The organism is Kitasatospora sp. CMC57 (assembly GCF_045866025.2).
GTDB lineage: Bacteria > Actinomycetota > Actinomycetes > Streptomycetales > Streptomycetaceae > Kitasatospora.
In genome coordinates this window covers 3,333,175-3,355,958 of record NZ_AP035881.2, presented here as the reverse complement: position 1 = coordinate 3,355,958, position 22,784 = coordinate 3,333,175, and the positions used below count along the sequence as shown (strand labels likewise).

The window sequence follows — 22,784 nt, the reverse complement described above, 5'->3', positions numbered from 1 at the left end:
ATCAGCTCCGCACGGTGCCCTGGCCGCTGCCGGTGATGGTGCCGTCCGCGTTCCGGACAGGGAGGGCGACCGCGCCGTCCGGGGTGACCCGGGTGGCGCCGAAGTACTTGGCGCGGTCGATGCTGTCGTAGCGGATCACCGCGCCGGTGTGCGGCGCGTTGATCATGTAGCCGCCGCCGACGTAGATGCCGACGTGGTCGATGGAGCGCGGGTCGCTCTGGTCGGTGGCGAAGAAGACCAGGTCGCCCGGGCGGAGTTGGTCCCGGCTGGGGTGCGGGCCCGAGTTCCACTGGTCGTTGGCGACCCGGGGTAGCTCGATGCCGACGCTGGCGAAGGCGGCCTGGGTGAGGCCCGAGCAGTCGAACCGGCCGTCCTGGGAGGCCCAGCCGTTGCCGCCCCAGAGGTACGGCGTGCCGAGCGTCTGCTGGGCGTAGTAGATCGCCCCGGCGGACTGGGCGGACATCGCGAGCGAGCTGCCGACCGCGGGCGCGGTGAAGCTCACCGCCAGCGACCTGATGCTGCGGACGTAGCCCTGGGTCTCCTTGTAGGGCGGGACGCCGTTGTACTGGATCACCGCGTACGGGCCGGCGTTGTAGGCGGCCAGCAGGTTGCTCTGGTGGTCGCCGGGAACCTTGGCGACCTCCTTGGCCAGCGCGCAGTCGTAGGTGGCGGCGGAGGCGATGGCGTCCGCCGCGTTCCAGATGTCGGCCTTGCCGTCGCCGTTGCCGTCCCGGCCGTAGGAGGCCCAGGTGCCCTCCAGGAACTGGGCCATGCCGTACGCCTTGGCGGGGCTGCGGGCCGCCGGGTCGAAGCCGCTCTCCTGGTAGAGCTGGGCGGCCAGCATCGGCGGCGAGATCTCCGGGCAGAGCGTGCCCCACTGCTCGATCAGCGGCTGGAACGCGGCCGGCACCGAACGGCTGGAGAGCGAGAGGTTGTTCGTGGCGGCGGAGGGGGCTCCGCTGGCGGCGTACGTGCCGAGCACGATCACGCCGACGAGGCCCGCGGCGAGTGCGCCGGTGGCGGCTGCGGCGGCCTTGGCCTTCCCGAGTAGCATCAGCACCGTCCCGACGAGGCGTCAGTTTCCTGTGTCCGAGAAGGCATTGCTCAGCGCAATCATCGCAGATACAAAGAGTGAGCGGTATCATTCGTACGGTGGACATCCTGGCGTACGTGTCCCATCCCCCACGACCAATCCGCGAGAAGCAGCCAAGTCGGCATCAGATCTGGCCAAGAATGGGTAGCGGCCCTTCGCGCAACCCTGGTCCGGGGCCTTGAATTTGCCTGATCGGGCGGTGAGATGGAATGAACCTGAGCAGCGTGCAGAGTGACCGGATCGGCTTCCTGGCCGATGACCCCAAGAAGGCCGGCATCGACACCATCATCGGCGGCATCGCCCCGGACTGGGGGCCGTTCGCCAGCCTCGGAGCCGAGGCCAGGACGATGGTCCAGGTGGTGATGGCGGTCGCCATCCTGTCCTGCCTGGGCATCGCCGTCTGGGGTGCGGCCAAGCAGCGGATCGGCGCGACCGCGATGCGGGACACCTTCGGGGCCGAACAGGGCAAGGGGCTGATCGTCGCGGGGCTGACCGGCGTGTTCATCATCGGATCACTCGGCACTCTGTTCACCATTGTGTACGGCATGGCCATCTGACGATCAGTAAGTCCTACCCCGGTGGTGCGGCCAGGTGGCCGTCGACCACCGGGCTGTCGCGCATCCGAACCCGTCCAGGGTCTCAGTCCACGCTCGGGCGCCCCCTCGGGCTCCCCGTACCAGGAGGGCCGCCGTGCCGGTGTCCGACGACCAGCCGCACACCCGTACGCGGTTGCCGGTCGGCGAGCAGTCCGTCTACCAGCCGACGGGCCGTCAGCCCCGGCCGCTGCGCACCCTCCTGACCGTGCTGCTGGTGGTGGCCCTGCTGGTGGTGGCGATCTCCATCGCCAACCGGGACAAGCCCGACCCGACCGGGACCACCTCGGCCGACCAGGCGGCCACCCCGCAGGCCGCCGCCACCGCGCCGACCGGCCAGCTGCCGGTCTCCACCGCCTCGAACGGCATCGGCGTCGGCCACCCGCACACCGACCAGGGCGCGCAGTCCGCCGCCGCCAACTACGCGGTGGCGCTGGGCTCGGCGGAGATGCTCCGCGCCGAGGGCCGTCGCACCGTGCTGGCCACCATCGCCGACAGCACCAGCCAGGCCGCGCTGGCCGCCCGGCTGGACGCGGCGTTCAGCAAGGAGACGCTGACCAAGCTCGGCCTGGACGACAAGGGCAAGGCCCCGAAGGGGCTGACCTTCGTCAGCCGGACGGTCCCGGTCGGCACGAAGACCACCAACTCCGCCGACACCGCCACCGTGGTCGAGGTCTGGTGCACCGGCCTGCTGGGGCTGGCCGGGCCCGGCTCGGTGCTGCCGGTCACCGAGAACTGGTACACGCTCACCGTCACCATGCGCTGGACGGGGGCCGACTGGAAGTTGACCGACTTCGCCCGGCGCACCGGTCCGGCCCCGCTGCCCGGCGACCAACAGGCCGCCACCGCCGAGGAGATCACCGGCGCCGTCCAGGACTTCGGAGGCTTCCGCTATGCCCGTTGACGGTCACCGACTCCGCCGGGCGGCCACGCTGCTCGGCACCCTCCCAACCCTGTTGCTGCTGACCGCCCAGCAGGCCTGGGCCGATCCGGTGGTGCCCTCGCCGACGCCCAAGTGCGACGTGCCGCTGCCAGGGGCGAGCAACGTCTGCACGCCGCCCTCCGGCGTCGCGGTGGTCCCTTCCGTCAACGGCGGCACCATCGGCGGCGGCATCACCGACCCGCTCGGCTCGCTGGCCAAGGGCTGCGCCCAGGCCGCCGCGTACGTGGTGCGGGCGCTGTCCGGTGCAATCGACGGCACCACCCAGGTGGACTTCACCAACGCCGCCTTCCTCCAGCAGTACGCGGTGGTGTTCGCGGCCTCCACGGTGATCACCCTGGTGCTCTGGCTGCTCGCGGTGACCAAGCGCGCGGTCCGCGGCGCCTCGCTGGCCGGCGCCATCTCGGAGGCGATCGGCTTCCTCTGGCTGACCGTCATCGCCTCCGCCTTCACCCCGCTGATCCTGTACACCCTGGTCTCCGCCACCGACGGCCTGACCGACGCAATCTCGGCCGGCACCAAGTCCGACACCGGCACCTACCTGGGCGGGTTCGCAGACACCCTGGAGAAGGGGTCGATCGGGGGCGGGCCGCTGATCCTGATCATCATCTCGCTGGTCGCGGTGCTGGCCGCGGCGGTGCTCTGGATCGAGCTGCTGATCCGGGCCGCGATGCTCTACGTCGGAGCGCTGCTCGGCACCGCCGTGTACGCCGGGCTGGTGGACAAGCAGCTCTGGAAGCACGTCCGGCGCTGGGCCGGGGTGATGCTCGCGGTCGACCTGGCCAAGCCGATCATCGTGATCATCCTCGGCCTGGCCGGTGCGGTGGCCACCGGCGCCGGGGCCACCGACGACTTCTCCAAGGTGATCTCGGGCCTCGCCATCCTGTTCCTGTCGATCTTCGCGAGCGCTGCCGTCTACCGCTTCGTCCCCGGCTTCGGCGACGAGATGATGCAGCTGCGGAACGCCCGGGCGAGCGCCGTCTCGGCCGGCTCGGCGATGATCAACGGGCCGGCCAACCTGGTCAAGCAGGGCATCTCCACCCACGGCTCGCGCGGCGGCCCGCAGACCGCCAACGCCTCCACCGGAGCCGGCGGCGGTTCGGTCGCCCCCGGTATCGCCGCGCACGCCTCCCGTACCCCGGCTCCGCCGGCCCAGGCCCCCGCCCCGACCACCAACCCCGTGAAGGGAGCGTGACCGGCCCGTGAGCAGCGAACAGTACGGCGGAGGTTCCTACGCCCAGCCGTACGTGCACCAGCGCCGCACCTATCTGATCGGCAAGTCCCGCCCGAACGCGCCGATCGGGCGCAACCGGGAGTCCGGGGAGATCGTGCTGATCATCTTCGGCGCCTTCCTCGGCATGGTGTGGGGCCTGGCGATGCCGGTCCTGCCGCTGCGGATCGCGGGCCTGATCGGCCTGCCGCTGCTCGCCGTGATGGCGGTCTACGTGCCCTACCGGCGCCGGACGTTCTACAAGTGGGTGGAGATCAACCGCACCTACCGCCGCACTGTGCGCAGCGGCCGGGGGCTCTGGCGGTCGGACGTGGTGGACGCGGGGACGCGGCTGGACGGCCGGGAGATCGAGGTCGGTCCGCCGCCCGGTGTCGGGCGGCTGCGCTGGCTGTCCGCGCCGTTCGGTCCTGACGAGGTCGGGGTGCTGATGCACCTGGAGCGCCGTACGGTGACGGCCGCGATCGAGATCGAGGGGCCGGGCGTCGGGCTGCGCGACTCGGAGGACCAGGAGGCGCTGGTCGACCGGTTCGGCACGCTGCTCAAGCACGTCGCCAACGGGGACGGCTTCGTGACGCGGCTCCAGATCCTGGCCCGCACCCTGCCCGCCGACCCGGACGCGCACGCCAAGGACGTCGAGCGGCGCGGCGATCCGGCCGCCCCCGGCTGGCTGCAGGACAGCTACGACCAGCTCCAGTCGATGGTCTCCACCTCCTCCGAGCAGCACCGGGCCTACCTGGTGGCCTGCATGCACTACACCCGCGACCTGGCGGCCGAGGCGCACGCGATGGGCCGTACCTCCGGTGCCCGGCGGGCCAGGGACGACGAGGGGCTGGCGGCGGTGATGGCCCGTGAGCTGACCGACATCTGCGCCCGGCTGGCCGAGGCCGACATCCGGGTCAGGCAGCCGCTCGGTCACGCCAGGCTGTCCTCGCTGCTGCACTCGATGTACGACCCGGACCACCCGATCGACCACATCCAGGCGATGAGCCAGCGCAACGCCTGGCCGGCCGAACTCGACGCCACCCACCCGCAGTTCCTCCAGGCCAAGACCCGGGAGTCGGCCACCAGGGAGCCGTGGTGCCACGCCACCGCCTGGGTCAAGGAGTGGCCGCTCACCCCGGTCGGCGTCAACTTCCTGGCTCCGCTGCTGGTGCACACGCCGGACGTGATCCGGACCGTCGCGGTCACCATGGACCTGGAGCCGACCGACGTCGCGATCGAGCGGATGCTCACCGAGAAGACCAACGACGAGGCGGAGGCCAGCCGGGCCGCCAAGATGAACCGCACCGTGGACCCGCGCGACCTGGCGCACACCGGCCGGGTGGACCAGCGCGGCGACGACCTGGCCTCCGGCGCGGCCGGGGTCAACCTGGTCGGGTACATCACGGTCTCCTCGCGCAGCCCCGAGGCGCTGGCCCGCGACAAGCGCACCATCCGCGCCTCGGCGGGCAAGAGCTACCTCAAGCTGGAGTGGTGCGACCGCGAGCACCACCGGGCCTTCGTCAACACCCTCCCGTTCGCCACGGGCATCCGCCGCTGACCTGCACCAGGGAGGACCACCGATGGCCATCGGAAGCCTGACCGACGCCTTCACCAGTCTGATGTTCGGCAAGGTGGAGACCGCCCGGCTGCCCGTGCGCACCTCCACCGGCCAGGCCCAGGCGGTGTACCTGCCCACCGCCGCCCCGGGGTTGGGCGACTCCGGCGTGATCATCGGCCGCGAGGTGTACAGCGGCAAGGGCTACGTCTACGACCCCTTCCAGCTGTACGGGCAGCAGCTGCCCGCGCCGCACTGGCTGGTGCTCGGCGAGTCCGGCAACGGCAAGTCGGCGCTGGAGAAGACCTACGTGCTGCGTCAGCTCCGCTTCAAGGACCGCCAGGTGGTGGTGCTGGACGCGCAGGGCGAGGACGGGGTCGGCGAGTGGAACCTGATCGCGAACGCGCTGGGGATAAAGTCCATCCGGCTCGACCCGATGGCCGCCAGGGACGGTGGCGTCAAGCTCAACCCGCTCGACCCGGCGATCACCACCACCGGCCAGCTCTCGCTGCTGCGTACCATCATCGAGGTGGCGATGGGGCGCGGCCTGGAGGAGCGGGCGGGCTTCGCGCTGAAGGCCGCGCACGCCCATGTGCTGGCGACCGTGACGGACCGTCAGCCGGTGCTGGACGACATCATCACCACCCTCCGCAGCCCCGAGCTGGGCTCCATCGCCTCGCTCGGGGTCGAGGTGCAGGACGTCCAGTCCTGGGGGCTGGACGTCGCGCTGGTGCTGGACCGGCTGGTCGACGGTGACCTGCGCGGCATGTTCGACGGCTCCACCACTGACGGCATCGACCTGGACGCGCCGTTGATCGTCTTCGACCTCTCGCACATCGACCGGAACTCGATCGCGATGCCGATCCTGATGGCGATCGTCGGGGTCTGGCTGGAGCACACCTGGATCCGTCCCGACCGGAAGAAGCGGATCTTCCTGGTCGAGGAGGCCTGGCACATCATCAACAGCCCCTTCGTGGCCCAGCTGTTCCAGCGGCTGCTGAAGTTCGGCCGCCGGCTCGGGCTGTCCTTCGTCGCGGTGGTCCACCACCTCTCCGACGTGGTGGATGGGGCGGCCGCCAAGGAGGCCTCGGCGATCCTCAAGATGGCCTCCACCAGGACCATCTACATGCAGAAGGCCGACGAGGCCAGAGCGACCGGCCGGGTGCTGGGCCTGCCGCGCTGGGCGGTGGAGATCATCCCGACCCTCTCGCCCGGCATCGCGGTCTGGGACGTGAACGGCAACGTCCAGGTGGTCAAGCACATCATCACCGACGCCGAGCGCCCGCTGGTGTACACCGACCGCGCGATGACCGAGGACGCGGTGGCGGAGCGGGACCGGGCCGAGCGACACCTGGAGGCCGAGCCACGGCGCTGATGCCGTGTCAGGCCCTCTCCCGGCCGTCTTCACGAAACCCTCTCGTTACCTCAGGGGTCCTGACAGCTACGCGCGTTGACTCTAGGCTGCATCGGGTCACACCACCCTCGGCTCCCCCACAGCGGAGCCCCAAACGGTGCAGGGGAAACCTCATGCCCAATGTCGGTCAGCTCGGCCGCTTCCGTCGGCCCGCGTACGCCGCGGCCGTCGCCGTCGGCCTCTTCGGGACGTTGCTGGTGCCGAGCGCAGCCCAGGCTCATGGCTGGGACTGGGACTGGAACTGGCACCAGCCGAAGACCGAGGACCTCCAGATCCTCGCCATCAACGACCTCCACGGGAACCTGGAGCCGCCGGCCGGCTCCTCGGGGAACATCAAGGAGGTCGACCCGGCGACCGGCAAGGTGGTGGACACCCCCGCCGGCGGCATGGAGTACCTGGCCACCGCACTGCGCCAGGCCCGCGAGGGCCACCGCAACACCGTCACCGTCGCGGCCGGCGACCTGGTCGGCGCCAGCCCGCTGGTCTCGGCGCTGTTCCACGACGAGCCCACCATCGAGGCGATGAACAAGATCGGCCTCGACGTCACCAGCGTGGGCAACCACGAGTTCGACGAGGGCTCCAAGGAGCTGCTCCGCCTCCAGAACGGTGGCTGCCACCCGACCGACGGCTGCTACGAGAAGGGCCGCAAGTTCCGCGGCGCCGACTTCGAGTACCTGGCCGCCAACGTCACCGACGAGAAGACCGGCCGCCCGATCCTCAAGCCGTACTGGGTGAAGAACGTCCACGGCGTCCGGGTCGGCTTCATCGGCGCGACCCTGGAGGGCACGCCGAACATCGTCACCGCCGAGGGCGTCAAGGGCCTCAAGTTCGGCGACGAGGTCGAGACCATCAACAAGTACGCCAAGGAGCTCAAGCGCCAGGGCGTGGACTCGATCGTGGCGCTGATCCACGAGGGCGGCTACCCGGCCTCCAGCACCTACAACTACGACTGCGGCGCGGCCGGCCAGGGCATCTCGGGCCCGATCGTGGACATCGCCAAGGGCCTCGACCCGGCGATCGGCGCCATCGTCACCGGCCACACCCACAACGCGTACGCCTGCGCCATCCCGGACCCGAACGGTGTGCCGCGCTCGGTCACCAGCGCCGCGTCGTTCGGCCGCCTGTACACCGAGATCGACCTGAAGCTGGACAAGCGGACCGGCGCCATCGTCCGCCCGTCGGTCACCGCCGCCAACCACGTGGTGCGCCGCACCGTCGAGAAGGCGCCGGACATGACCGCGCTGATCAGCCGGTACAGCAAGCTGGCGGCCCCGATCGCCAACCGCTCGCTCGGCTTCATCGGTGCCGACATCAACGGCCGCGGCTCCAGCGCCTTCGAGAAGCCGCTCGGTGACGTGATCGCCGACGCCCAGCTCGCGGGGCTCGCCCCTGCCGACAAGGGCGGCGCGCAGATCGCCTTCATGAACCCCGGCGGCATCCGGTCGGACCTGGTCTACAAGGCCAGCGGGACCGAGGGCGACGGCGTGGTGACCTACGGCGAGGCGTTCACCGTCCAGCCGTTCACCAACATGATGCAGGTCAAGACCCTGACGGGTGCTCAGGTCGTGCAGCTGCTCAAGGAGCAGGTCAGCGGCGGAAACACCGCCGCCCCGAAGATCCTGCAGAACTCCAAGGGCCTGACCTACACCCTGGACCTCAACAAGGCCGGTGCCGACCGGGTGCTCGCCGACTCGGTCAAGCTGAACGGCGCCCCGATCAACCTGACCGCCAACTACCGGGTCGCGGCCAACGAGTTCCTGGCCGGCGGCGGTGACGGCTTCCCGACCTTCGCGGCGGGCACCGACAAGCTGGTCGGCGTCTCCGACCTCGACCTGTTCGCCGCCTACCTCGGCGCGAACTCCTCCGCGACCGCCCCGCTGGCGGTCCCGGTGCAGGACCGGATCAAGATCATCGGCGTCGGCGAGGACCTCGACTAGTCGCCGTCCGATCGACGCCGAAGGGCAGGGCTCCCACCGGGGGTCCCGCCCTTCGGCGTGCTCAGGGTCGGTCCGACTGACCGGGGAGGCGGACGGTGGCCAGCGTGCCGAGCCCGTCCGGGGGTGCGCCGAGGGCCACTTCGCCACCGGCGTCGCGGACGGTCTGGGCGACGATCGACAGCCCGAGCCCGGAGCCGGGCAGCTGGCGGGAGGACGGGGAGCGCCAGAACCGGTCGAAGACGTACTGGAGTTCGTCCTGCGGGATGCCCGGGCCGTGGTCGCGGACGGTCAACCTGCCTTGCTGGAGGGCGACTTCGACGGTGCCGCCGGGTGGCGAGTACTTGACCGCGTTGTCCAGCAGGTTGATCACGGCACGTTCCAGCGCGGGGGCGTCACCGTGGACGTACCAGGGGTCGATCGCGAGCTCGAAGTGCAGCCCCGGCCCGCGGAGCCGGGCCCGTTCGACCGCCCGGTCGGCGATCTCGTGCAGCGCCACCACGGTGGGGTTCTGCCCGGGGCGGGGCGAATCCGGGCGGGAGAGCTGGAGCAGGTCGCCGATCAGCAGGGTCAGTTCCTGCATCTGCGCCTTCATGTTGCCGAGCAGCTTGGTCCGGGTCGCCTCGGGGAGGGGGCGGCCGGTGTCGTTGGACCGGATCAGCAGGTCGACGTTGGTCCGGAGGGAAGTGAGGGGAGTACGGAGCTCGTGCCCGGCGTCGGCGATCAACCGGGTCTGCCGGTCCCGGGAGTTGGCGAGGGCGGTCGACATCGAGTTGAACGAGGAGGAGAGCCGGGCGATCTCGTCGTCCCCGTGCACGGGGATGGTGGTGCCGACCTCCTCGGTACGGGCGATGTGCTCCACCACGTCCGTGAGCCGGTCGACGGGCTTCAGCGCCGAACGCGCCACCAGGCGACCGGTGACGCCGGCGCCGACCACGCCGAGGGCGGCGACGCCGAGCAGCAGCAGGGCCAGCTGCTGTAGCGACTCCTCCACGTTGTCGACCGACACGGCGGTCAGCAGGGTGACGGTGTGCCGCCTGCCGTCGACGTTGACCGTTCGCAGGTCGAGACGCACCATGGCGGGTTCGCCGTCGGAGTAGCTGCCGTCGCGGTAGGTGGTGTCGGTGATGGTGAAGTCGGACGGACGGGTCTTGATGACGCGGTCGGCGCCACTCGGGAAGCAGACGAGACCGTCGGCGTTGGCCAGTTGTACGTCCCACTTGTTGCCGGGGAACCGGCCGGCGTTCGGGGCTGCCTGCGCCTGGGAGAGTGCCCCCGTCACGGAGGAATCGCAGTAGACGAGGGGATTCGGTGGGAGGTTGGCTCCGACCAGGGTGTCGTGGACTTGCTGGTACAGCCGGTCCTTGACGACGAACCAGCACGCCAGTGCCGACAGCGCGATCGCGACAGCCACCGCGGCGGCGGTGAGCATGGCGAGCCGGCTCCGGAGGGAGCGGCTGCGGAACCAGCTCGTGAGTCGCTTCACGCTGCGGTGCCGGTCGGGGACCGGAGTGCGTAGCCGACGCCGCGGACGGTCTGGATCAGGCGGGGCATGCCGCCTTGTTCGGTCTTGCGTCGCAGGTACATCACGTACACGTCCAGCGAGTTGGAGGAGGGCTCGAAGTCGAAGCCCCAGACCGCCTTGAGGATCTGCTCCCGCGTCAGCACCTGGCGCGGGTGGGAGAGGAACATCTCCAGCAGCATGAACTCGGTGCGGGTCAGCTCGATCGGCTTGCCCTCGCGGGTGACCTCGCGGGTGGCGGTGTTCATCCGCAGGTCGGCGAAGGCGAGCACCTCGGTGTCCTCGGCCTCGACCGCCGCGCGGGCTGCGGCCTCGGAGGCGAGGGCGCTGCGGCGGAGCAGGGCCCGTACCCGGGCCAGCAGTTCGTCGAGTTCGAACGGCTTGGCCAGGTAGTCGTCGGCGCCGACGTCCAGGCCGGTGACCCGGTCGCCGACCGCGTCGCGGGCGGTGAGCATCAGGACCGGGGCGGTGTCGCCCCTGGCCCGCATCCGGCGGACGGCGGTGAGGCCGTCCATCCGGGGCATCATGATGTCGAGCAGGACCAGGTCGGGGTGATCGCGTTCGACGGCGTCCAGCGCCTCGAAGCCGTCGGTGGCGGTGGTGACCTCGTAGCCCTCGAAGGCCAGGCTGCTCTCCAGGGCGTCCCGCAGGGCGGGCTCGTCGTCGACCACGAGGAGCCGGGCCGTGCCGGCCGGGGTCTCGGCAGAGGTACGGTCGTCGGCGGGGGGTGTCATCGGGGCGGGACCTTTCCTAGTCCGGTCGTACGGTCATTGTCCGGCTCAGAGCCGCTGGCCGGCCTGCAACTTCGGCAGCACGTTCTTGATGTCGTCGATCGGGATGGCGAAGCCGAGGCCGACGCTGCCCGCCGTGCCGGAGCCCGCAGTGGAGCTGGAGCCGCTCGCCGAGTACATCGCGGAGTTGAGGCCGATCACCTGGCCGGCGGCGTTGATCAGCGGGCCGCCGGAGTTGCCGGGGTTGAGCGCGGCGTCGGTCTGCAGGGCGTGGTAGCTGGCTGTGTCGCCGGACGGCGCGGAGCTGCGCCCGCCGGGCAGGTTGGGGAAGCCGAAGCCGCCGTTGCCGCTGGTGGTGGGCTCGTCGACCTGGACGGTGACCGGGCGGTCCTTGGCGCTGATGATGCCGGAGGTGACGGTGCCGGTCAGGCCCTCGGGGTTGCCGATGGCGACCACCGAGTCGCCGACCTGGACGCCCGCCGAGTCACCGAGGGTGGCGGTGGGCAGCCCGCTGACCCCGGACGCGGTGATCACGGCGACGTCCAGCTTGGCGTCGGTGCCGGTCACGGTGGCGCTCTTGGTGGAGCCGTCCTTGAAGGTGACGGTGAGCTGGCCGCCGCTCACGGCACCCGCGATGACGTGGTAGTTCGTCAGGATCTGGCCGTTCGCGGTGAGCACCACGCCGGTGCCGGTCGCGGTGCCCGAGCCGGACGTGACGGTGATCTGGACGACGCTCGGCGAGACCGCCGAGTTGATCGACGCGACGTTCGCGGTGCCGTCGGAGTTCGAGGAGACCGGGCTGACCAGGGTGCTCGAACCGCTGGAGCGCTCACCGGCGGCGACCACCCCGCCGGTGACGCCGCCGAGCAGCGCGGCCACCGTGGCCACCGCCGTGACCAGGGCGAGCCGGCCCTTGAGGAAGCTCCTGCGGGCCTGGCTCGCCGGCGGCGCGGGCACACCGGGCGGCGCGGTGAAGTCCTCGCGGTACGGGCCGTGCGGGAGCACGGTGCCCTCGATCGCGTGGGCGGTCGGCGGTTCGGTCGGCTGCGGCGGGGTCCAGCCCCGGGAGCCGTACGGACCCTGGTCTTCGGAGGTGCGGTGCTGGTCGCTCATGGATCCAACGTCCGCCCGGCCGATGAGAGCCGGATGAGAGCGCGGTCAGAGCCACCCGAGAAGCCCGTTGACTTCTCATAAAGCCTGGTCAGCCCTCGGAGGGCGCTCCGCAGCCGCAGGAACGGCGGATGACCAGCCGGGACGGGAACTTCCGCACCCGCTCGGTGTCCGAACCGGGGACCATCAGCGAGTCGTCCAGTACCAGGTCGACGGCGGCCCTGGCCATCGCGTCCCGGTCCGAGGCGACGGTGGTCAGCGGCGGGTCGGCCAGCGCGGCCTCGGGGATGTCGTCGAAGCCGGCCACCGCCAGGTCCTCCGGCACCCGCAGGCCGACCTCGCGGGCGGCCCGGAGCACGCCGATCGCCTGGTCGTCGGTGGAGCAGAAGATGGCCGGGGGGCGCTGCGGGGAGCGCAGCAGCGCGACCGCGACCTCGTAAGCGCCGTAGCGGTGGAACGGGGCGTCCACCAGGTTGGGTTCGACCGGCAGGCCGTGCGCGTCCATCGCACGCTGCCAGCCCTCGACGTGGTCGATCACCGGGTCGCCGGGAGCGGGCTGCTCGACCGGGCCGCCGAAGCAGACCACGTACGGGTGCCCGTGCACCTCCAGCAGGTGGCGGACGGCGGTCTCGGCACCGCCCACGTCGTCGGTGACCACCGCGACGTCGTCGATCGCCTCGGGACGGCGGTGCAGCAGCACCACCTTGGCCCCCTCCATCGCGGCGAACTCCTCGGCGGCCCGCTGCGAGGGACCCTGGCTGACCAGGATCAGCCCGGATACCCGCATGCCGAGGAAGGCGCGGACGTAGTGCACCTCGCGGTCGTCCACGTAGTCGGAGTTGCCGATCAGCACCAGCTTGCCGCGCTCGGAGGCGGCCCGTTCGACCGCGTGCGCCATCTCGGCGAAGAACGGCTGCCGGGCGTCGGGCAGGACCATGCCGACCAGGTTGGTGCGCCGGGAGGCCATCGCCTGGGCGACGCTGTTCGGCCGGTAGCCGAGCTGCTCGATCGCCGCGAGCACTTTCTCCTTGGTCGCGGGCGCGACCGGGCGCGGCCCGTTGTTGATGACGTAGCTGACGACCGCGGTCGAGGTCCCAGCCAGTCGGGCTACATCGTCACGCGTCACCTTGGCCACGGGGGGAGTCTACGCGGGTGGCGCAAGGGGGGTGCGGGGCATACCCGCACGGTGCCCGACCCGCCCCGGACAGGCCGGGGCGTAGTCGGACAAGCCGGACCGGAGGTCAGAGCTCCTGGGTGGCGGCGGACCGCTGCTCCAGGCCGGGCCGCTCGCCCTTGTCCGGCTTCTCCGGGATCACGAAGCGGTAGCCGACGTTGCGGACGGTGCCGATCAGCTGCTCGTTCTCGACGCCGAGCTTGGCCCGCAGTCGCCGGACGTGCACGTCCACCGTCCGGGTGCCGCCGAAGTAGTCGTAGCCCCAGACCTCCTGGAGCAGCTGGGCCCGGGTGAACACCCGGCCCGGGTGCTGGGCCAGGTACTTCAGGAGCTCGAACTCCTTGAAGGTCAGGTCGAGCACCCGCCCCTTGAGTTTGGCCGAGTAGGTGGCCTCGTCGACGGTGAGGTCGCCGTTGCGGATCTCCAGCGGGCTGTCGTCCGAGGTCACCTGGAGCCGGCCCGTCGCCAGCCGCAGCCGGGCCTCGACCTCGGCCGGGCCTGCGGTGTCCAGCAGGACGTCGTCGATGCCCCATTCGGCGGTGACGGCGGCCAGGCCGCCCTCGGTGACCACCAGGATCAGCGGGCAGCCGATGCCGGTGGAGCGGAGCAGCTGGCAGAGGCTGCGGATCTGCGGCAGGTCCCGTCGGCCGTCCACCAGGATGACGTCGGCGCTCGGGGTGTCGACCAGGGCGGAGCCCTCGGCCGGGGCCACCCTGACGGTGTGCAGCAGCAGGCCGAGGGCCGGCAGCACCTCGGCGGAAGGCTGCAGTGCGTTGGTGAGCAGGAGGAGAGAACTCATACCCGGTAGTCCCCTTTCCGGGTCGTCGCGGTCGCAGCCGGCCGGCCGGAAGGCCGGTGGGTGGCTGCGGAGAAGGTGGGGGAGCGGACGTCCGAAGCGTGAGATCCGACCGGTTCGTGAGCGCGCAGCACGGGCCGGGGCGTATGGCCGGGGTCCCGCAACCCCTCACGCTCCGTCTCAGTCCTGCTCATCCGCGAACCTTCCGGTCTGCTCCCGCTGTACTGCCGCCCGGCCGGGCTCCCGCACACCGTTGTGCGGCTCCGGTCGAACGGTCCTCGCCGAGGGCGGTGCGGGTGGCGCACCGTTCGGGGAGGCCGTCGTACGTGGCGTCCTGAAAGCACAAAAGGACCCGGGGGCGACTCTGCCCAGGTCCCTCACGCCACGAGAATAGCCGACCACTCCCCGCACGGGGAGGCCCTCGTAGCGGGGGTTGGCCACATCGGGCCACTCCGGGCGTGACTCCCGCCACGTCCGGAGCGTTCACCCAGGGGCAGGACCACCAGGGTCGTTGCGGCATCCGGGGCCGTCCGGTCCATCATGGGAGCCGCACCGGCCGCACACCGTACGTGTACACCTTTGGCGTGGGTGCCCCGGCAGCAGAGCCGGCGCACCGCACCGGGCGAGGACGACGAGGAGGGCTGCCATGGCAGCGAACACTTCCACCGCACGAGCGACGGCAGCGGACGGCATCCGGGTGACCGGCACCATCCGGTACTGGGCCGCGGCGAAGGCCGCCGCCGGCGTCGCGGAGGAGCCGTACGAGGCCGCGACGCTCGGCGAGGCGCTCGCCGAGGTGCGGGCGCGACACGCGGACAATCCGAAGCTGCTCCAGGTGCTGGCGCACTGCTCCTACCTGGTCGACGCGCAGCAGGTGGGCTCCCGTGACCACGCCACCGTTCCCCTCACCGAGGGGGGCACCATCGAGGCCCTCCCGCCCTTCGCCGGTGGCTGAACCAGTCGGCATCCGGTGCACCAGGGGCCGGCCGAGCGCCTGCCAGCAGCACTGCCCAGATTGGAACCCCCGATGGTTTTGACCGCCGCCCCCGCGAAGAGCGGCTCGCCGATCGTTGCGCCGGGTTTGCGGCCGGCGCTGCTCACGGCCGGGCTGTGCGCCCTGCTCGCGGTGGCCACCCGCCACGGCCTGACGCCCGCGCTGATGGTGGCTCAGGCGCTGACGGCGGTGGGCTGGTTCAGACTGCACGGGATGTGGCCGGCCCGGCAGGGGATCGCGGGGGTGGCGGTGGCGGGCTTCGCCGCCGACGCCGGTGCCCTGGCGGGCGGCACCGCCGGGCTCGCCGCAGCGCTGGGCGCGGGTCTCGTGGTGGTGCTGGTCTGGCAGACGTTCCGGCCGGCCGATCGTTCGGAGCGGTTCTACGCGCTGACCGTGCTCGGTTCGGGCGTGCTGCTGACCGGGCTGATGGCGTCGCTGCTGCTCGCGTCGCACGTACCGGCCGCCGTGCTGGTGGTCGCGGTCACCGCGCTGCTCGCGGCGGCCCCGGTCCCCGGGGTGGTCGGGCCGGCCGCCGCGCTGCTGCTGGGGGCGGCCGCCGGAGTGCTCGCGGGTGCTCCGCCGGCCTTGGCGGGGCTGGTGGCGGTCGGTGCGCTGACCGGGCGCCGGGTGGCCTCGTACGACTTCCCGTCCCGGTTCGTGCACTTCACGGCGGGGGTGGCGCTGCCGCTGGCGGTGGCCGCGCCGCTGGCCTGGATCGGGTCCCGGCTGATCGGCTGATGTCCGCTCCGCGAGACGCACTGTCCAGCAGGGCCACCTGATGGCCGGGGCGCCAGGGCCCCCGCACGGGGGCGGAGCAGGCGCCGACCCGGCGGGAAACCGGTAAATCTCAGCATTCGATCTGAACCGTCTCAGTATCCGACACGCTGATGACAGCAGCCCGTCCGAGTCCCTAGCATCGTCGGCATGAAGCGACAGGCGGACCTCACGAAGCGGCGGGCGGTAGACCTGTGCCGCGTGGCCGCCTGCCTGTGTCGAATGCGCTGAACGGGCGGTTCTGACCGGTACTTCCGGCCCTGCCCACTCCCTGCCGATGGCTCTGACCAGGCAGCTTTATGCCTTGGACCGCCTCGGCGCCCCTGACTCCAGCTCGATCCCGGCCACCCCGCGCCGTCTCGGTATTCGGACAGAATTCCGAAACGACCGGTGCCGGGCACCTCGCACCCCCTTCCGCAGTACCGCCCCCGGATGGAGACAACCACCATGAGCCGCAGTGACGTCCTGGTCGACGCCGACTGGGTCCAGGAGAACCTGGACAACCCGAAGGTCGTCGTCGTCGAGGTTGACGAGGACACCGCCGCGTACGAGCTGAACCACATCCGCAACGCCGTCCGGATCGACTGGAAGCAGGACCTCCAGGACCCGGTCCGCCGCGACTTCGTGGACCAGGCCGGCTTCGAGGCGCTGCTCTCGAAGAAGGGCATCGCCAACGACGACACCGTGGTGCTGTACGGCGGCAACAACAACTGGTTCGCCTCGTACGCCTACTGGTACTTCAAGCTCTACGGCCACGGTGACGTCCGCCTGCTCGATGGCGGCCGCAAGAAGTGGGAGCTGGACGCCCGCGAGCTGGTAACCGAGGTGCCCGAGCGCGACACGACCGACTACAAGGCGCAGGAGCAGGACAAGTCGATCCGCGCCTTCCGCGACGACGTGGTGAACGCGATCGGCACCCTCAACCTGGTCGACGTCCGGTCGCCCGACGAGTTCGCCGGCCGCCTGCTCGCCCCGGCCCACCTCCCGCAGGAGCAGTCGCAGCGTCCGGGCCACGTCCCGTCCGCCCGCAACATCCCGTGGGCGAAGAACGCCAACGACGACGGCACCTTCAAGTCGGACGAGGCGCTCAAGGAGCTCTACTCCGCCGAGGGCGTCGACCTGGCGAAGGACACCATCGCGTACTGCCGGATCGGCGAGCGCTCCGCGCTCACCTGGTTCGTGCTGCACGAGCTGCTCGGCCAGGAGAACGTCAAGAACTACGACGGGTCCTGGACCGAGTACGGCAGCCTGGTCGGCGTGCCGATCGCCCTCGGCGACAACTGAGCCGCGAACCGTAGGAAGAGGGAAGACATCATGTGCGGTGCGAAGGCCGGTGGCCCCGATCTGGCAGGAGTTGACGTGGCCAAGGAGACGATCATCCAGGGTTCGGTGACCCGCGACGGCGAGCCCGTCAACGGTTACGTCCGGCTGCTGGACGAGGGCGGCGAGTTCACGGCCGAGGTGCCCACCTCGGCGACCGGGCAGTTCCGCTTCTTCGCCCGTCCGGGCAAGTGGACGCTGCGCGCGCTGGTCCCGGGCGCGACCGTGGACCGGGTCGTGGTCGCCTCCCAGGGCGCCCAGACCGAGGTCGCGATCGCGGTCTGACGACCCGACAGCTCCCCGACGTACGACCGAGGGCCCCCTGCCGCGCAGGGGGCCCTCGGTCGTACCGTGGAAGAGTGCAGCAGCGGCGGAGGCATCTCTACTACTTCGTCATGATGGGCGTCTGCCTGACGATGTTCGTCCTGGCGTGGGGAGTGGTGCGGTTCTTCTCGGTGGGCGCCGCGATCGGGATGTGCGTGGTCGCCATGGTGATCCCGCCGACCGCCGCGATCTTCGCCAACAAGCGCGACCCCGAGGACGACTGGTGGCGGGACCCGCGCTGGGACGACCCGGAGTGGGACGAACCCGGCCACGACCGGGACCGCCCGGATCAGTAGACCAGCGCCTGCACGTCCTCGGCCATGATCTCCTGGACGAAGAGCTGCGCCCCGGCGATCCTGGCGCCCTCGATCAGGTCCTGCTCGACGATGCCCCGGCGCACCGCGCACTGGGTGCATACGGTGACCTGCCCGGACGCGAGCACCGCCGCCAGCAGGTCCGGCAGCGGCGCGGCGTGCGGCAGCTCGAAGTCCGCCGCCCGGCCCGGCAGCGCGAACCAGGTGGACTCGCCGGTGAGCCAGAGTGAGACCTCCACCCCGCTGGCGACCGCGACGGCGGCCACCGTGAAGGCCTGCGAGCAGCGCTCCGGCGCGTCGGCTCCGGCGGTGACCTTGACGACCAGCTTCTTCGGCATGGTGACACCTTATAGACGACGTGGCGGGGCTCACCGAGACCGGCCCATACCGGGCCGATAGACTCAGCCCGTCCTGCTCTGTACCGCAATGCCGCAATGGGAGCGCCCCGTGTCTCTGGAATACTTCTTCGACGGTCTGCTCATCCTGATGGCCGTGTTGATCACCTGGTTCGCCATCTTCGCCGTGATGAAGCTCTACCAGGGCCAGCGCTGACCCCGACTGCCGTACGGTTGACGCAGTCCCCCACCGACGACAGCGACCAGGAACATGATCGAGATCCCTTCTGACCTCCACAAGGACGTCGTCCCGTTGGCCTTCCTCCTCGGCACCTGGGAGGGCGCGGGCGTCTACGACTTCCCCGGTACCGAGAAGTGCAACTTCGGCCAGGAGATCGTGTTCCGGCACGACAGCCGGCCGTTCCTGGAGTTCCGTTCCCGTAGCTGGGTGCTGGACAACGAGGGCGAGAAGGTGCGCCCGCTGGAGACCGAGCACGGGTTCTGGCGGATCACCAGCAACCAGCACGGCACCAGCGGCGAGCGCGAGATCGAGGTCTCCTCGGTCCGCGACGACGGCACCGTGGAGATCTGGTACGGCAAGCTGCACGACGGCAAGCCGCAGATCGACCTGGCCACCGACGCGGTCGCCCGGATCGAGGGCGCGGCCCCGTACACCGGGGGCAAGCGGCTGTACGGCATGGTCGCCGAGGAGCTGCTCTGGGTCGGAGAGAAGGCCGCCCCCGAGGTCCCGCTGCGGCCCTACATGTCGGCGCAGCTGAAGAAGGTGCTGAACCCGGCGAAGCTGATCCAGGACATCGCGGACCTGCCGGACGACGGCATCGCCTTCTTCCGCTGAGCCAGTGGTGCAACGTAGGGGCCGGCCCGGGGGTCGGTCCCTACACTTGTCGCACGACCTAGACCCGGGCAGGCATCGTGGCGAACACCGAGACCCCCTCCGACTGGAAGGCCGACCTGCGCGAGCGCGGGTACCGGCTCACTCCGCAGCGCCAGCTGGTGCTGGAGGCCGTGGACGCGCTGGACCACGCCACCCCGGACGAGCTGCTGCACGAGGTCAGGAAGACCGCCAGCGGCGTCAACATCTCCACCGTGTACCGGACCCTGGAGCTGCTGGAGGAGCTCGGACTGGTCTCGCACGCCCACCTGGGCCACGGCGCCCCGACCTACCACCTGGCCGGGCGGCACACCCACCTGCACCTGGTCTGCCGGGACTGCGAGAGCGTCACCGAGACCGACACCGCGATCGCGGCGCCGCTGGTCGACAGCCTGCGCGCGGAGCACGGCTTCGACACCGATCTCAAGCACTTCGCCATCTTCGGCCGCTGCGCCGACTGCACCGCGAAGCTCCAGGAGGAGCAGTCGTAAGCTTGCTGTCATGAAGAGTCCGCTGCTTGCCCTGCCCGGTGCCGTCCCCGCCGAAGGAGCCGACGAAGGGGTGGCCGCGCACTACGGCGGCCTCTTCCCTGAGCAGCGTGAACTGGCCGCGGGCCGGGGCTTCGTGGACCTGTCGCACCGGGGCGTGCTCACCGTCACCGGTCCGGACCGGCTGTCCTGGCTGCACCTGCTGATCACCCAGCACGTCAGCGCACTGCCGCCGCAGCAGGCCACCGACGCGCTGGTGCTCTCACCGAACGGGCACGTCGAGCACGCGCTCTACCTGGTGGACGACGGCGAGACCACCTGGGCGCACGTCGAGCCGGGCACCCAGCAGCCGCTGATCGCCTACCTGGAGAGCATGAAGTTCTTCTACCAGGTGGAGGTCGCCGACGCGACCGGGGACTACGCCGTGGTGTTCCTCCCGGCCGGCTCCGAGGTCTCCGCCGAGGGCGCCGCCGCCGTCCGTGAACTCCCGTACGGGCGGGACCTGTTCGTGCCGCGTGCGGAGCTGGCCGTGCTGACCGCGGGGTACGGGCCGGCGGCCGGGGTGTGGGCGTACGAGGCGCTCCGGATCGAGGGTCACCGGCCCCGGCTGGGCTTCGAGACCGACCACCGGACGATCCCGCACGAGGTGGACTGGCTGTCCACGGCGGTGCACCTGCAGAAGGGCTGCTACCGGGGCCAGGAGACGGTCGCCCGGGTGCACAACCTGGGGAAGCCGCCGCGCCGGCTGGTGCTGCTCAACCTGGACGGCACCGAGGAGAAGCTCCCGGCGCACGGGGCCGAGGTCCTGCGGCCCGGCCAGGACCGCCCGGTGGGCTTCGTGACCTCCTCGGCCAGGCACCACGAGCTGGGCCCGATCGCGCTGGCCCTGGTGAAGCGGAACACCCCGGTGGACGAGGTGCTGCTGGCGGACGGCGTGCCGGGCAGCCAGGACGTGATCGTTCCGGCGTAGCACCCCGCCGGGCGCGGTACTAGATCTCCAGCAGGACGGTGAACGGGCCGTCGTTGACCAGGGACACCTTCATGTCGGCGCCGAACCGGCCGGTCTCCACCGTGGCGCCGAGCGCCCGGAGTTCGGTCACCACGGTGTCCACCAGCGGCTCGGCCAGCGGGCCCGGGGCGGCCGCGTTCCAGGTGGGGCGGCGGCCCTTGCGGGCGTCGCCGTAGAGGGTGAACTGACTGATCACCAGCAGCGGGGCGTTCAGGTCGGAGCAGGACAGTTCCGTCTCCCCGTTGTCGAAGAGCCGCACCGACCAGAGCTTGCGGGCGAGTTGGGCCGCGTTCTCGGGGGTGTCCTCGTGGGTCACCCCGACCAGGACGCAGAGCCCGGGGCCTTCGATCGCGCCGACCGTCTCGCCGTCCACCGTCACGGCCGCCTCGGCGACCCGCTGCACCACTGCTCGCATGGCCTCATTCTGCCGGAGGGCCGGGGCCGTTCCGGCGGCGCGTTCCTGGCACCGTTCCAGGGGCGCGCGGCAGGGGCGTACGCGCCGGGGGTGCGTTGTGTGCGCCGTCGGCCGGGTGGTGCGGCCTGCGGATTGTTCCCGTCGTATCAGCCACCCCCCTTCGCCAGGGGGCCGTTCGGGTGCACGGGCGGTGCGCCCGCCGGTCCCGGATGGCACGCTGTGGGCGACGCGTGGACGAGCACCCATGCGGGGGTTCGGAATTCCGGGGTCGCTCGCACGGGTGGAGTCGCTGCCCGGTGGGAACCCCCGGCGCCGGGCGGGCGTGCACCAGACGGGGCGTCCGGCGGCGGAGAGCCAGCGGGGGATTCAGTGACCGGTACAGCGGCAGGTGGTTGGTTGATGGACGCGAGCAGCACGGCCCACGAGCGGGAGTACGGCCTCACCGGCCTCGGGTTGGACCAGCTCCGGCTGCTCCGCCGGGACGCACAGGACCAGGAGGCCGACCTCTCGTACCTGCGCCGGCTGCTGCACGGACGGCTGGACATCCTGCGGGCCGAGCTGGCCCGCAGGATGTCCAACGAGCCCGGGGCCGACGGACTGTCGGACGCCCTGCTCGACCAGCTCCCGGCGATCCTGGCGGACACCCCGTCACCGGTCCGCCGCCCGGCTCGCCACCTGCGGCTCGGGCCGCCGCGCGGGGAGCGCTACCAGCGGGAGGCGGACGCCCTCATGGGTGACGTCCAACTGGCCGATCTGGAGGCCCACCAGACCGTCGAACTGGTGGCCGCCGTCGAGCGCCTGACGGTGCATGAGCGGGAGGTCTCCGGGCGGCGGCAGGCGCTCCAGCGGCGGGCGGACGATTGCAGCGCGGAGATCACCCGGCGCTACCGCGAGGGCGAGGCCAGGGTGGACGACCTGCTCACCGGCGGGTGAGCGTGCGGGAGCCGGCCGGCTGGGGCACGGTGGACCGGGGACGCATCGATGGGAGACAGCCATGAGCGAACACGTGTACCGGGTCACCGAGATCGTCGGCTCCTCGACCGAGGGGGTCGACGCGGCGATCCGCAACGGGGTCGGCCGCGCCTCACGGACGCTGCGCAACCTCGACTGGTTCGAGGTGACCCAGATCCGCGGGCACATCGAGGAGGGCGGGATCGCGCACTTCCAGGTGGGGCTGAAGGTCGGGTTCCGGCTCGACGACGAGGACTGAGCAGGGCCCGGGCCGGGGGAGCGGAGTACGGAACCGGCCGGGGCGGGCATCTCTGCCCGCCCCGGCCGGGGTGGCCCACAGGGCCGTTCGCGGTGCCGGGCTCAGTGGCCGGCGTCCGCGAGGCGCTTGATCGAAGCGGTGATCTCGGCCTCGGCCTCGGCGCGGCCGACCCAGTCGGCGCCCTCGACGGACTTGCCGGGCTCAAGGTCCTTGTAGACCTCGAAGAAGTGCTGGATCTCCAGGCGGTCGAACTCCGACACGTGCTGGATGTCCTGCAGGTGCTCCCAGCGCGGGTCCGTCGCCGGGACGCAGAGCAGCTTGTCGTCGCCGCCGGCCTCGTCCGTCATCTTGAACATACCGATGGCGCGGCACTTGATCAGGCAGCCGGGGAAGGTCGGCTCCTCCAGGATGACCAGCGCGTCCAGCGGGTCGCCGTCGTCCGCGAGGGTGCCCTCGACGTAGCCGTAGTCGGCCGGGTAGCGGGTCGAGGTGAAGAGCATCCGGTCCAGACGGAGGCGACCGGTCTCATGGTCGACCTCGTACTTGTTCCGCGAGCCCTTCGGAATCTCGATCAGGACGTCGAACTCCAACGGTTCCTCCAAGGTAGGGACTGACAGAATCCAAGTGTCTCCTA

At 71.1% G+C, this 22,784-nt stretch carries 26 protein-coding genes; 17 read left to right on the top strand and 9 right to left on the bottom strand.

Annotated elements, in window-relative coordinates; genetic code table 11:
- Nucleotide 1: 1 nt before the first annotated feature.
- Nucleotides 2–1,054 (bottom strand): NlpC/P60 family protein, encoded by a 1,053-nt coding sequence (locus tag ACKUU6_RS14775; RefSeq protein ID WP_407988995.1) that lies wholly within the window; start codon nucleotides 1,052–1,054, stop codon nucleotides 2–4.
- A 248-nt stretch (nucleotides 1,055–1,302) separates the two neighbouring features.
- On the opposite strand from ACKUU6_RS14775, the gene ACKUU6_RS14770 reads away from it, so the two are divergent.
- The 6 genes from ACKUU6_RS14770 (at nucleotide 1,303) to ACKUU6_RS14745 (ending at nucleotide 8,745) form a co-directional block, all read left to right on the top strand.
- Nucleotides 1,303–1,650, top strand: coding sequence for a hypothetical protein (locus ACKUU6_RS14770; RefSeq protein ID WP_407988994.1), 348 nt, complete (start codon nucleotides 1,303–1,305; stop codon nucleotides 1,648–1,650).
- A 133-nt stretch (nucleotides 1,651–1,783) separates the two neighbouring features.
- Nucleotides 1,784–2,590: a hypothetical protein gene (locus ACKUU6_RS14765; protein WP_407988993.1), complete on the top strand. Its 807-nt coding sequence runs from the start codon at nucleotides 1,784–1,786 to the stop codon at nucleotides 2,588–2,590.
- Nucleotides 2,580–3,821, top strand: coding sequence for a hypothetical protein (locus ACKUU6_RS14760; protein WP_407988992.1), 1,242 nt, complete (start codon nucleotides 2,580–2,582; stop codon nucleotides 3,819–3,821). Before ACKUU6_RS14765 ends, ACKUU6_RS14760 begins: the two co-directional genes overlap by 11 nt.
- A gap of 7 nt (nucleotides 3,822–3,828) precedes the next feature.
- Nucleotides 3,829–5,397 (top strand): SCO6880 family protein, encoded by a 1,569-nt coding sequence (locus ACKUU6_RS14755; protein WP_407988991.1) that lies wholly within the window; start codon nucleotides 3,829–3,831, stop codon nucleotides 5,395–5,397.
- Between the two features lie 22 nt (nucleotides 5,398–5,419).
- On the top strand, nucleotides 5,420–6,769 hold the full coding sequence (locus ACKUU6_RS14750; RefSeq protein ID WP_407988990.1) for an ATP-binding protein: 1,350 nt from the start codon (nucleotides 5,420–5,422) through the stop codon (nucleotides 6,767–6,769).
- Nucleotides 6,770–6,921: 152 nt separating this feature from the next.
- Nucleotides 6,922–8,745: a bifunctional metallophosphatase/5'-nucleotidase gene (locus tag ACKUU6_RS14745; protein WP_407988989.1), complete on the top strand. Its 1,824-nt coding sequence runs from the start codon at nucleotides 6,922–6,924 to the stop codon at nucleotides 8,743–8,745.
- Between the two features lie 61 nt (nucleotides 8,746–8,806).
- Here ACKUU6_RS14745 and ACKUU6_RS14740 read toward each other — a convergent pair whose 3' ends face one another.
- From ACKUU6_RS14740 to ACKUU6_RS14720, 5 genes are all read right to left on the bottom strand, one after another.
- Nucleotides 8,807–10,228 carry a HAMP domain-containing sensor histidine kinase gene (locus ACKUU6_RS14740; protein WP_408649632.1) on the bottom strand — a complete coding sequence of 474 codons (1,422 nt, stop codon included), beginning with the start codon at nucleotides 10,226–10,228 and terminating at the stop codon, nucleotides 8,807–8,809.
- Nucleotides 10,225–10,998, bottom strand: coding sequence for a response regulator transcription factor (locus tag ACKUU6_RS14735; protein WP_407988987.1), 774 nt, complete (start codon nucleotides 10,996–10,998; stop codon nucleotides 10,225–10,227). The genes ACKUU6_RS14740 and ACKUU6_RS14735 overlap by 4 nt, the downstream gene beginning before the upstream one ends.
- 45 nt (nucleotides 10,999–11,043) lie before the next feature.
- Nucleotides 11,044–12,108, bottom strand: coding sequence for a S1C family serine protease (locus tag ACKUU6_RS14730; RefSeq protein WP_407988986.1), 1,065 nt, complete (start codon nucleotides 12,106–12,108; stop codon nucleotides 11,044–11,046).
- Nucleotides 12,109–12,196: 88 nt separating this feature from the next.
- Nucleotides 12,197–13,240 carry a LacI family DNA-binding transcriptional regulator gene (locus ACKUU6_RS14725; RefSeq protein ID WP_407988985.1) on the bottom strand — a complete coding sequence of 348 codons (1,044 nt, stop codon included), beginning with the start codon at nucleotides 13,238–13,240 and terminating at the stop codon, nucleotides 12,197–12,199.
- Nucleotides 13,241–13,346: 106 nt separating this feature from the next.
- On the bottom strand, nucleotides 13,347–14,078 hold the full coding sequence (locus tag ACKUU6_RS14720; protein ID WP_407988984.1) for a response regulator transcription factor: 732 nt from the start codon (nucleotides 14,076–14,078) through the stop codon (nucleotides 13,347–13,349).
- Between the two features lie 706 nt (nucleotides 14,079–14,784).
- On the opposite strand from ACKUU6_RS14720, the gene ACKUU6_RS14715 reads away from it, so the two are divergent.
- The 6 genes from ACKUU6_RS14715 (at nucleotide 14,785) to ACKUU6_RS14690 (ending at nucleotide 17,783) form a co-directional block, all read left to right on the top strand.
- On the top strand, nucleotides 14,785–15,030 hold the full coding sequence (locus ACKUU6_RS14715) for a MoaD/ThiS family protein (RefSeq protein WP_407992130.1): 246 nt from the start codon (nucleotides 14,785–14,787) through the stop codon (nucleotides 15,028–15,030).
- A 72-nt stretch (nucleotides 15,031–15,102) separates the two neighbouring features.
- Nucleotides 15,103–15,807 (top strand): hypothetical protein, encoded by a 705-nt coding sequence (locus tag ACKUU6_RS14710; RefSeq protein ID WP_407988983.1) that lies wholly within the window; start codon nucleotides 15,103–15,105, stop codon nucleotides 15,805–15,807.
- 186 nt (nucleotides 15,808–15,993) lie between these two features.
- Nucleotides 15,994–16,074 (top strand): Ms5788A family Cys-rich leader peptide, encoded by an 81-nt coding sequence (locus tag ACKUU6_RS14705; protein ID WP_369405619.1) that lies wholly within the window; start codon nucleotides 15,994–15,996, stop codon nucleotides 16,072–16,074.
- A gap of 216 nt (nucleotides 16,075–16,290) precedes the next feature.
- A complete protein-coding gene (locus ACKUU6_RS14700; RefSeq protein ID WP_407988982.1) occupies nucleotides 16,291–17,127 on the top strand; it encodes a sulfurtransferase in 837 nt (278 codons plus the stop codon).
- 30 nt (nucleotides 17,128–17,157) lie between these two features.
- Complete coding sequence (locus tag ACKUU6_RS14695; protein ID WP_057227860.1) at nucleotides 17,158–17,448, top strand: DUF1416 domain-containing protein; 291 nt, start codon at nucleotides 17,158–17,160, stop codon at nucleotides 17,446–17,448.
- Between the two features lie 74 nt (nucleotides 17,449–17,522).
- Nucleotides 17,523–17,783 (top strand): DUF3099 domain-containing protein, encoded by a 261-nt coding sequence (locus ACKUU6_RS14690; protein WP_407988981.1) that lies wholly within the window; start codon nucleotides 17,523–17,525, stop codon nucleotides 17,781–17,783.
- Here ACKUU6_RS14690 and ACKUU6_RS14685 read toward each other — a convergent pair.
- Nucleotides 17,777–18,139 (bottom strand): DsrE family protein, encoded by a 363-nt coding sequence (locus tag ACKUU6_RS14685; RefSeq protein ID WP_407988980.1) that lies wholly within the window; start codon nucleotides 18,137–18,139, stop codon nucleotides 17,777–17,779. The two genes, ACKUU6_RS14690 and ACKUU6_RS14685, sit on opposite strands and share 7 nt — an antisense overlap.
- Before the next feature lie 268 nt (nucleotides 18,140–18,407).
- Between ACKUU6_RS14685 and ACKUU6_RS14680 the strand changes: the two genes are divergently transcribed.
- The 3 genes from ACKUU6_RS14680 (at nucleotide 18,408) to ACKUU6_RS14670 (ending at nucleotide 20,486) form a co-directional block, all read left to right on the top strand.
- Complete coding sequence (locus tag ACKUU6_RS14680; protein ID WP_407988979.1) at nucleotides 18,408–18,992, top strand: FABP family protein; 585 nt, start codon at nucleotides 18,408–18,410, stop codon at nucleotides 18,990–18,992.
- Nucleotides 18,993–19,069: 77 nt separating this feature from the next.
- Entirely contained in the window at nucleotides 19,070–19,519 is a 450-nt protein-coding gene (locus ACKUU6_RS14675) for a Fur family transcriptional regulator (RefSeq protein ID WP_407988978.1), read from the top strand.
- Between the two features lie 10 nt (nucleotides 19,520–19,529).
- Nucleotides 19,530–20,486 carry a YgfZ/GcvT domain-containing protein gene (locus tag ACKUU6_RS14670; protein WP_407988977.1) on the top strand — a complete coding sequence of 319 codons (957 nt, stop codon included), beginning with the start codon at nucleotides 19,530–19,532 and terminating at the stop codon, nucleotides 20,484–20,486.
- Nucleotides 20,487–20,505: 19 nt separating this feature from the next.
- On the opposite strand, the gene dtd is transcribed toward ACKUU6_RS14670, so the two are convergent.
- On the bottom strand, nucleotides 20,506–20,940 hold the full coding sequence (gene dtd, locus ACKUU6_RS14665; protein WP_407988976.1) for a D-aminoacyl-tRNA deacylase: 435 nt from the start codon (nucleotides 20,938–20,940) through the stop codon (nucleotides 20,506–20,508).
- Between the two features lie 399 nt (nucleotides 20,941–21,339).
- Here dtd and ACKUU6_RS14660 point away from each other — a divergent pair, with 399 nt between their 5' ends.
- Entirely contained in the window at nucleotides 21,340–21,873 is a 534-nt protein-coding gene (locus ACKUU6_RS14660) for an ABC transporter substrate-binding protein (protein WP_407988975.1), read from the top strand.
- A gap of 61 nt (nucleotides 21,874–21,934) precedes the next feature.
- Nucleotides 21,935–22,150, top strand: a complete 216-nt coding sequence (locus tag ACKUU6_RS14655) for a dodecin (RefSeq protein ID WP_407988974.1) — start codon at nucleotides 21,935–21,937, stop codon at nucleotides 22,148–22,150.
- Between the two features lie 101 nt (nucleotides 22,151–22,251).
- Here ACKUU6_RS14655 and ACKUU6_RS14650 read toward each other — a convergent pair whose 3' ends face one another.
- Entirely contained in the window at nucleotides 22,252–22,740 is a 489-nt protein-coding gene (locus ACKUU6_RS14650; RefSeq protein ID WP_184915710.1) for an inorganic diphosphatase, read from the bottom strand.
- Between the last annotated feature and the right edge of the window lie 44 nt (nucleotides 22,741–22,784).